General features: G+C 65.8%; 5 protein-coding genes and 2 pseudogenes. 4 read left to right on the top strand and 3 right to left on the bottom strand.

The window, feature by feature from the left end:
* Positions 1 to 263, top strand: a pseudogene (locus A5906_RS44845) (alpha/beta hydrolase family protein); the annotation flags it as partial.
* 1 nt (position 264) lies between these two features.
* Positions 265 to 417: pseudogene (locus tag A5906_RS44840) on the top strand (alpha/beta hydrolase family protein); the annotation flags it as partial.
* Positions 418 to 437: 20 nt separating this feature from the next.
* On the opposite strand, the gene A5906_RS23145 reads toward A5906_RS44840, so the two are convergent.
* Entirely contained in the window at positions 438 to 1,253 is an 816-nt protein-coding gene (locus A5906_RS23145; RefSeq protein ID WP_080137609.1) for a response regulator transcription factor, read from the bottom strand.
* A gap of 708 nt (positions 1,254 to 1,961) precedes the next feature.
* On the opposite strand from A5906_RS23145, the gene A5906_RS23140 reads away from it, so the two are divergent.
* Together A5906_RS23140 and A5906_RS23135 are read left to right on the top strand one after the other, a co-directional pair.
* On the top strand, positions 1,962 to 2,807 hold the full coding sequence (locus tag A5906_RS23140; protein ID WP_161495421.1) for a Bug family tripartite tricarboxylate transporter substrate binding protein: 846 nt from the start codon (positions 1,962 to 1,964) through the stop codon (positions 2,805 to 2,807).
* Between the two features lie 5 nt (positions 2,808 to 2,812).
* Positions 2,813 to 3,661, top strand: a complete 849-nt coding sequence (locus A5906_RS23135) for an MBL fold metallo-hydrolase (RefSeq protein ID WP_080137607.1) — start codon at positions 2,813 to 2,815, stop codon at positions 3,659 to 3,661.
* A gap of 104 nt (positions 3,662 to 3,765) precedes the next feature.
* Here A5906_RS23135 and A5906_RS23130 read toward each other — a convergent pair whose 3' ends face one another.
* Both A5906_RS23130 and A5906_RS23125 read right to left on the bottom strand, forming a co-directional pair.
* Complete coding sequence (locus tag A5906_RS23130; RefSeq protein ID WP_080137691.1) at positions 3,766 to 4,656, bottom strand: aldose 1-epimerase family protein; 891 nt, start codon at positions 4,654 to 4,656, stop codon at positions 3,766 to 3,768.
* A gap of 213 nt (positions 4,657 to 4,869) precedes the next feature.
* Entirely contained in the window at positions 4,870 to 6,183 is a 1,314-nt protein-coding gene (locus A5906_RS23125) for a UDP-glucose dehydrogenase family protein (RefSeq protein ID WP_080137690.1), read from the bottom strand.
* Positions 6,184 to 6,188: the final 5 nt, after the last annotated feature.

Here is a 6,188-nt window from a genome sequence, read left to right as displayed (position 1 = left end):
ACGCGACATTCATCGCGGCGGCACCCTACGGCGATGACGGCCATTATCTCTATTCCGTGGCCGGCCGCCCGCAATGGACGCCGTATGTGGACGCCTTCCTGCGCGAGCGCGGACTGAACCACGACATGCTGAGCCCGCCCGATCCGCTGCCGCCGCCGGGCCAGCTCAACGAGGCCGCGCGCGCCGAGTTCGCGCGCTATCTCGCCAGCACGATGCCGCACAAGGCTTTTGCCGTCTCGCCGAATGGCGGCTACGGCTGGCGGNCGGTCGGGGCGCGCCACCGCCGACGACGCCCAGCACGATTCGCTTGCCGCCTGCATGAAATGGTCTGCGACCTGCACGCTCTATGCGGTCGACGACCGGCTCGCCGGGCCTGCGCAAAAGACAACGACGGACCAGAGCGCCCGCGCGCGATAAGCGCGCGGCGGCAGCGCGAGCTAGAGGCGCTCGCTGAGCGCGAGCTTGTAGCCGACGCCGGTGACGGTGGCGATCACGGGCGTGCCGCTGCCGACGAGCTTGCGGCGCAGCCGCGCCACCAGCGCATCGACGGTGCGGATGTCGACCTCGGCCTGGCGGTTGCTGACGACCTCGATCAGGTAGTCGCGGCTGAGCGGCCTGCCGTCGGCGCCGACCAGCGCCGCGAGCAGGTCGAATTCGGCGCGCGTCAAGGCGACCGGCTTGCCGTCGGCGCCGAGCAGCTCGCGCCGCGTCAGGTCGATGATCCAGTCGCCGAAGGCGATCGAATTGTGGCTGCGCGCCGCTTTGCGGTCGATCGAGCGCCGCCGCAGCACGCTGCGCGCACGGGCGAGCAGGTCGCGCAGATTGATCGGCTTGGTGACGTAATGGTCGCCGGCGATCTCGAGGCCGAGGATGCGATCGACGTCCGTGTCGCGGCGGGTCACGAAGATGATGCCCGCGTTGCTGGTCGCCTGGATCTCCTTGGCGAGGTCGAAGCCGTCGCCGTCAGGCAGCTGCACATCGAGGAAGACGAGATCGGTGCGCGCCCGCAGTGCCTGGCGGCACTCGGCACAGGTGCCCGCGCCGACCACGTCGAAATTGTTGTCGCTGAAATAGCCGACCAGCATGGTCCGCGTCACCGGATCGTCTTCGACCACGATCAGCCGCTCGCGGCCGGCGGGACGCAACTCCTGACGTGCGGAATCAGCCACGATGTTTGATATCCTGTGTGCGTGCGACCCGGCCTGGAAAGTCACATCGTCGCGCAACGCACTGTCATGTGAACGAGCATTCACAGCTGGTTCGAGCCCCCGAAATGGTCTGACGAATACTAGGCGTATTGAGCTGCCCAAACAATATTGGTCACAGCTTCGCGGTATTAAGTATGAATTGCCCCACATTTCTCATCCCGCGCATCATCCTCCCGGCCTGCTCCGGGCGAGCGCCGCGACGACCGGCTCAAGGTCGCCGCCCCCGCGCATCCGGGTCCGTCCACCGCCGGTTACGCAAAAGAGGCTTTCGGCTTCGGGAAAGCCGCAACGTCCTTCGGTCGTTCGCACAGCCTCGACTACCTGCGCGGTCTCGCCATCGTCGGTGTGATGGCGATCCACGTTTGACAGTCTTTTTCATCGACTGGCGTCGTGCCGGGCATCTGGTCGAGCGGCGCGCGCAGGGTCTCGCGCACAGGCTGACGTCTGCGGCGCCAAGCCGGCCAGCCGTCGGCCCCAACATCGCTGCCACTGCAACCGGCTCGAGGCGAGCGCCCAGCTTGCCCTCGCCGATGCGGCTTGCCTCACCGCCGGCTTCGAATCTACTGTACCTGCCGAAACAGCGTGGTTTCTCGGGGGACAATGAGCATCAGCACACGACGCGCAACGCGGCGCGCAATTCTTGGGACCGCCGGCGGAGCCGCCGTCGCCCTTGCCACCCGCGCCCGCGCACAGACCTCGGAGAGGACGACCAAAATCGTCGTCGGCTTTCCCGCGGGAGGTGGGCTTGATGCGATGAGCCGCATCATCGCCGACAAGCTGCGCGCGCAGACCGGCACTGCCGCCATCGTCGAGAACAAGCCGGGCGCTGCGGGCCGCATCGCCGCCGAAGCGGTGGTCCGGTCCGAGCCGGACGGATCGACGCTGTTGTCGGCACCGATCGTCGCGACCGCGTTCTACCCGTTCATCTTCAAGTCGTTGCCGTTCGATCCGCTGGTCGATCTCGCCCCCATCGGCAGGTTCTGCACCTTTCAATTCGCGCTCGCGGTCAACACCAAGCTGCCCACCGCCAATCTTGCGGACTTCCTCACCTACGCGCGCGCCAACAAGGAGCGGGTGAATTTCGGCTCTCTCGGTGCAGGCACGCCCTCGCACTTCCTCGGCGTGATGCTGAACCAGGCCGCCGGCACCGAGATGGCGCACGTGCCCTATCGCGGCTCAGCACCGGCCATCACGGATCTGCTGGGCGGCACGATCCAGGCGGCGTTCGACACCACTGCGAGCCTGATGGAGCAATACAAGGCCGGCACGATCCGGCTGCTCGCGATCACCGGCGCAAACCGTTCGCCGCGCCTGCCTGACGTCCCGACTTTCGCCGAGCTCAAGCTCGGGCTCGGCGCCATCGAGGCGGCGGATTTCTGGTATGGATTGTTCGCGACAGGAAAGACCCCCGAGCCGATCCTGGACAGGCTCAACGGCAATCTGCGCAGCGCGCTGGCCGATCCCGCCGTGCGACAGTTGCTGTCCGCGCTCGACGTCGACGTCGTCACCGATACGCGCGCCGAATTCGCCCGCATCATCAAGGCCGATTACGACCGCTGGGGCAGCGTGATAAAGTCGACCGGCTTCACGCTGGAGTAGGCGAAATGGAAGTCATATTGCTCGGCACCGGCGGTCCGCGCCCGGACCCGCGCCGCATGGCGACGACCACGCTGATCAGGCTCGGCGAGGAGAATATCCTGTTCGATGCAGGCCGCGGCGTCATGGTGCAACTCAGCAAGGCCGGCGTGCCGCTCGGCGCCATCAACAAGGTCTTCCTCACCCATCACCATTTCGACCATATCGGCGATCTCTACGACGTGATGCTGAATTCATGGATGCATGGGCGCAAGGACGATCTGCGCATCTTCGGGCCGCCGGATACCGAACGGCTGGTCAACACGCTGGTCACGCAGGTCTACGACAAGGACATCGCCTGGCGCGATCAGGGCGAGCCGACCTTCGGCGGCTGGAAGCCGGTCGTCGCAAAGGACATCATTCCCGGCCCCGTTCTCGACACCGGCCGCTGGAAGATCAGCGCCGAGCTCGTGTCGCATGGCGACGGCCTCGACATGTCGCCGGCGTTCCTGGCGCGCTGGATGTGTCTCGGCTACCGCTTCGAGGCGGAGGGCAAGGTCATTGCGATTTCCGGCGACACGGTCCCCTGCCCCGGTCTCGAGCGGCTGGCTGAGGGCGCCGACCTGCTCGTCCAGGTCTGCTTTCTCGCAACGCCCGAGATCAACAACGAACACTTTCGCCGGCTGGCGAAGTACACGCTCGCCTGCGGCGACACCGTCGGCAAGGTCGCGGCCAAGGCCGGCGTGAAGCGGCTCGCGTTGACGCATCACCGGCCCCGCACCGACGATGCCATGTTGAATGCACTGCTCGCGGATGTGCGACAGGATTATTCGGGTCCGGTCGTTATCGGCGAGGACCTGACGCGGATCGAGGTCTAAAGCGCGATGAGATTGCATAAATCGTCATCGCGCTTGTTCGCGCATGATCTTTCCGGAAAACCGCTTCGCACTTTTCCGGATCGTGCTTGAGAGGATCGCCGATCTCAGAACGATGCGACCTCGATCCGGAACGACAGACGCTGTTCCGCACCGGGGGCGATATGCATCAGGCCGGGCTTGTCGCTGAACTCGCCGCCGAATCCGGCGGGGCTGGCATGGCCGCGCCAGGGCTCGATGCAGAGGAACGGCGCGCCTGACGGTTTCGACCAGACGCCGAGCTCGCGGAAACCCTTCCATGACATCTTGAGCCATCGCGCGCTCGATGCGTCCTCGCCTGCAGCAAAGCGGACCGAGCTGCTCTCGAGCCGGTCGAAGATGATGGCGTCGTCGACGAACAGGGCTTCGGACAGGGGCAGCACCGTACCCTTGACGGGCGTTGCCTCCGCTGCAGCACGCAGCAAGCCGCCGTCGAGACGGCGGATGGGAGACGATTCTGCGTTCGCGAAGGTCAGGGCGTAGCTTTCCTTCGGGACTCCGGGCTGAAGCGGCCAGTTGAAGGCGGGATGGCCGCCGAGCGAAGCCGGCAGGATTTCCTTGCCGGTGTTCGCAACCGTCAGCGACAGATCTAGACCAGTCTCGTCGATCGTATAGATGGCGGTCAGGCGGAACGCGAAGGGATAGAGCGCCCGCGTCGTCTCGTTGTCTTCGAGCACCAGCACGCAGCGGCTTCCGCCGCGCTCCGCCCACTGGAAGCGGCTGTCGCGCGCAAAGCCGTGCTGCGTCAGCCGGTATGTCTTGCCCTTGTGCCGCAATTCGTCGTTCGCGAGACGCCCCACGATCGGAAACAGCAACGGCGCATGGCGCGGCCAGACCGGCTCGGCCTGCCAGACGAATTCAACGCCCGCATCGTTCCTCAGCGAGCACATTTCGGCACCCTGCGCCTTGACGGTCGCGGTGAGCCCGCCGCTGCGGATCGTGTGCGTGTCGTCGGTCATGACAATCTCCATGGCGGCAACGAGGCCGACGGCCAAAGCGCAAATCGCGCGGTGCGATCCGATCATATCGCATTGGAGTTTCGCCCGTCTCCATCCTTCGAGACGCCCGCCTCCGGCGGGCCCTCAGGACGAGGTCAGATTTTGCGGCGGGATATCCAACTTCATGGTGAGGAGCCCGCCAAAGCGGGCGTCTCGAACCATGCAGGCCGACGGCTAAGCCTGCGACGAGCGCCCGACGCTCTCATAGGTGAAGCCGGCGGCCGCCATCTCTTCGGGGCGGTAGATGTTGCGGAGATCGACGACGACCGGTTGGGCCATGGTTGCCTTGAGCCGGTCGAGATCGAGCGCGCGGAACTGGACCCATTCGGTGACGATGACCAGCGCGTCGGCGCCTTGCGCGCAGGAATAGGCGTCCTCGCAATAGGTGATGGTGGGCAGCTCACCCTTCGCCTGCTCCATGCCGACGGGATCGAAAGCTTTGACCTTCGCACCCATGTCGATCAGCCCGGTGACCAGCGGGATCGACGGCGCATCGCGCATGTCGTCGGTGTCGGGCTTGAAGGTGAGACCGAGCACGGCGATGGTCTTGCCGCGCAAGGAGCCGCCGAGCGCATGGCTGACTTTGCGCGCCATCGCGCGCTTGCGGTTCTCGTTGACGGCAAGGACCGACTCGACGATGCGCAAGGACACGTCATAGTCCTGCGCGATCTTGATCAGCGCCTTGGTGTCCTTCGGGAAGCACGAGCCGCCGAAGCCGGGGCCGGCATGCAGGAACTTGGTGCCGATGCGGTTGTCGAGGCCGATGCCGCGCGCGACCTCCTGCACGTTGGCGCCGACCTTTTCGGAGAGATCGGCGATCTCGTTGATGAAGGTGATCTTGGTCGCCAGGAAGGCGTTGGCGGCGTATTTGATCATCTCCGCGGTGCGGCGCGCGGTGAACATCAGCGGCGCCTGGTTCAGCGACAGCGGGCGATAGATGTCGCCCATCACCTTGCGGCCGCGCTCGTCGGAGGTGCCGACGACAACGCGGTCGGGGAACTTGAAGTCGCGGATCGCCGCGCCCTCGCGCAGGAATTCGGGGTTGGAGGCGACGACGACGTCGGCCGCAGGGTTAGCCTCGCGGATGATGCGTTCGACCTCGTCGCCCGTGCCGACCGGCACGGTGGACTTGGTCACCACGACGGTGAAGCCGGACAGCGACTGCGCGATCTCCTTCGCGGCGGCGTAGACGTAGGACAGATCGGCGTGACCATCACCGCGGCGCGAGGGCGTGCCGACCGCGATGAACACGGCGTCGGCGTCCGCCACCGGCTTGGACAGGTCCGTGGTGAAGTCGAGCCGCTTGGCCTTGACGTTGGTTGCGACCAGCTCGTCGAGGCCGGGCTCGTAGATCGGAATCTCGCCGCGGTGCAAGGCCGCGATCTTCTTCTCGTCCTTGTCGACGCAGGTGACGTCGTGACCGAAATCCGCAAAGCAGGCCCCGGACACCAGTCCCACATAGCCCGTTCCGATCATCGCGATGCGCATGAAAA

Origin of the sequence: Bradyrhizobium sacchari (assembly GCF_002068095.1) — a bacterium.
GTDB classification, from domain to species: Bacteria; Pseudomonadota; Alphaproteobacteria; order Rhizobiales; family Xanthobacteraceae; genus Bradyrhizobium; species Bradyrhizobium sacchari.
Note: the sequence above shows the minus strand (reverse complement) of the source record. Positions and strands in the feature narration are given on the sequence as shown.

Coding starts and splice junctions, on each gene's coding strand:
- A5906_RS23135 (WP_080137607.1), top strand. CDS start 2,813: ATGGAAGTCATATTGCTCGGCACCGGCGGTCCGCGCCCGGACCCGCGC.
- A5906_RS23130 (WP_080137691.1), bottom strand. CDS start 4,656: ATGACCGACGACACGCACACGATCCGCAGCGGCGGGCTCACCGCGACC.
- A5906_RS23140 (WP_161495421.1), top strand. CDS start 1,962: ATGAGCCGCATCATCGCCGACAAGCTGCGCGCGCAGACCGGCACTGCC.
- A5906_RS23125 (WP_080137690.1), bottom strand. CDS start 6,183: ATGCGCATCGCGATGATCGGAACGGGCTATGTGGGACTGGTGTCCGGG.